At 39.3% G+C, this 2,310-nt stretch carries 3 protein-coding genes; all 3 read right to left on the minus strand.

Going from position 1 to position 2,310, the window contains the following annotated elements:
* A partial coding sequence (locus ACKI5B_RS04675; RefSeq protein ID WP_407426321.1) for a TrbG/VirB9 family P-type conjugative transfer protein occupies nucleotides 1–580 on the minus strand: 580 nt, incomplete at its 3' end.
* An 18-nt stretch (nucleotides 581–598) separates the two neighbouring features.
* Nucleotides 599–1,303, minus strand: a complete 705-nt coding sequence (locus tag ACKI5B_RS04680) for a VirB8 family type IV secretion system protein (protein ID WP_407426323.1) — start codon at nucleotides 1,301–1,303, stop codon at nucleotides 599–601.
* Nucleotides 1,304–1,475: 172 nt separating this feature from the next.
* Nucleotides 1,476–2,310 (minus strand): relaxase/mobilization nuclease domain-containing protein (locus ACKI5B_RS04685; RefSeq protein WP_407426325.1); only part of this gene is annotated, 835 nt, incomplete at its 5' end.

A 2,310-nucleotide genomic window follows, 5' to 3' on the forward strand; every position in this document is an offset into this window, starting at 1 on the left:
TTATTATGATTAGGCTGGAATCCTGTTTTGAGTATGCAGGTTTTACAAAGAGGTGCTGGATGTCCTGATTTGTTCCAGGTTCTTTTGCAACTCCGGCTGTCAGTTCCCAAACTGATTCATCTTCAGAAAGAAGAGGAGTTCCGATTACAACTTCCCCAGGCTGCAGCTGAATATCTGTCAGATGGTAAGGCTGAGCGTAGATTTCAAAAACAAAGTTCTCGTTAAACTGATAGAAGAAAGTTCCGCTCTTGTAGTTTTCAGGTTTCTGAGTAGCGCGTTTCTGGCTGTCGATAACAGCATCAATTCCAGTGAGCTTTTTGTAATCGTTCTCAGACTTTTTTGATTCCGGTACATAAACTGGACGGTCCACGTAAACTACAGTGTTTTCAACATCCTGAATTTTTATTTCTTCCTGAATCAGAATGTTGTTTTCATCTGTTTCGTTCTGCTGAAGTTCTTCTTCAAGAGTAGGGGCAGTGGATTCTGCTACAAAATCGTTTGGAACTCCAAGCTTCTGTGTAGTTGAACATGCAGCAAATAGCATTGCCGCAAGAGGGATAAAGCAAAGTGTTTTTTTCATGTTGTGTTACTCCTGATGCTATTTTGTATTGATTGCTTTAGTGTCGATTGGCTTCATATCAAAAGCAGTAATATAGATTCCAAGTGGATTGTCCTTAATATCTTCTTCTGAAGGCTGAAGCATTTTTACAGTGATGACAGCCCTGAAAGATTCGTTGCTCATTAGCTGTCCCGAAAGCTGGCGGGTTACAATCTGATAATCTACCTGGTAGGTGTCGCTGGAAACTTTAAGCGGTTCTGTCTGGAATAGGACTTCTTTTGTTCTCGAACCAAAATCCTTAAACGGATTATCTTCTCTTACCAGAGTTGAATATTTGGAAGCAGTTGTGGAAGTGAGAAGATGATAAGTTTTGTTCACGGATTTTTTCATTACGGCTTTGTCGGTAGAAAGGGTATTCGTAAGATTTACAAACTCCTTTACCTGAGCCTGAACCGCAACTTCCGGGACGCTGAAGTTCTGGTAGTTCTTTCTTGAAACAGGACCGATATACTGAGTCTCTCCAAAATCATTCATGGTCACAAGAACAGGAATTGAATCTGGCTGAGCTACAGCATAGATACAGATGCCGATTGAAAGAAAAAAGGAAAGCACAGCTGCTACTACGACGAACTTTAAGATACGGTTTTCATTGATAATCTGACCGCATATAAAATCAAAGTGCTGGAGCTGTGGATTGAAAGGTGTGTCGTTGGTTCCTTTAGGATAGTAATTCTTGGAACTCAATTTTGCGTACTCCCCGGGCAGGCAAGTACTGTATACAGAATACCGCCAATCGGCGGATTAAGTCAATAAGTTTCTAAATGTACATTAAAAATAATAGAGTGTAGATAAAAAAAATGGCAGCTCAAAGAGAACTGCCATTATATACAATGTTTATACAATCGATAGACAAAGTCTATCTGGAAAGAGAGATGTTCTTATATTTATTATCGACAATCTGAATATCTTTATTAGAGATATTTCTGTTTGTTCCGCCTGCTGCATGTTCAATGTGGACAGTCTTTCCTTCCAGATGTTCTTTATGAAGCTGAAACACCGGTATGTATATGCGTTCATTTTCTTTACGGATGATGATGGCGTCGTTCCAACTTTCATCTTTATCAAATGAAACAACCTTATCAACAATACCGGTAATGTTTCCGCCTTCGAATAGTCTGAGTGGTAAATCTGACTTTAAATACTCTTCCAGGTACAGATTGTAGCGGCCGGTTGCTTTCAAGACCTCTTCAAAATCAGGATTAAGTGAGTAGAACATTCCATCCTTTGTTGCAAGCTTTATCGAAGATAAGAATTGAAGTCGTTTGATCTGGCTTGAATTCAAATTGTTGATGAAAATCTTCTTAGGCATTTCTTTGAGTTCTTCATCAAAAGTTGTCCAGCGTTTTGCCTGTGTTAGCTTGAGTTTCGATTCTTCAATCTCCTCTTTAGTCCGTTCACCAATCATGTTTGTTGCAATGTTGGAAAGGAACTCCCGCATTGTGTTTTTAATCATGTCTTTTGGGAAGCGAACCTTTTTGCCGTTCTTGTCTTTTCCGTTGATTGCCAGATGCACATGGTGATGTTCGGTGTCGGTATGGATTGTTCCAAGCCAATAGAACTCATAACCGGTACTTTTTTCAAGGTGACGGATGAAAGCTTCGCTTAAAAGCTTAAGGTCAATTTTCTGATTTTCTGGAGAGATAATCAGTTTTAGATGGAATGGAGTCATATGCTTCTGATATTCATTTAAA

It is taken from the genome of Treponema sp., assembly GCF_045657965.1.
Lineage (GTDB): Bacteria > Spirochaetota > Spirochaetia > Treponematales > Treponemataceae > Treponema_D.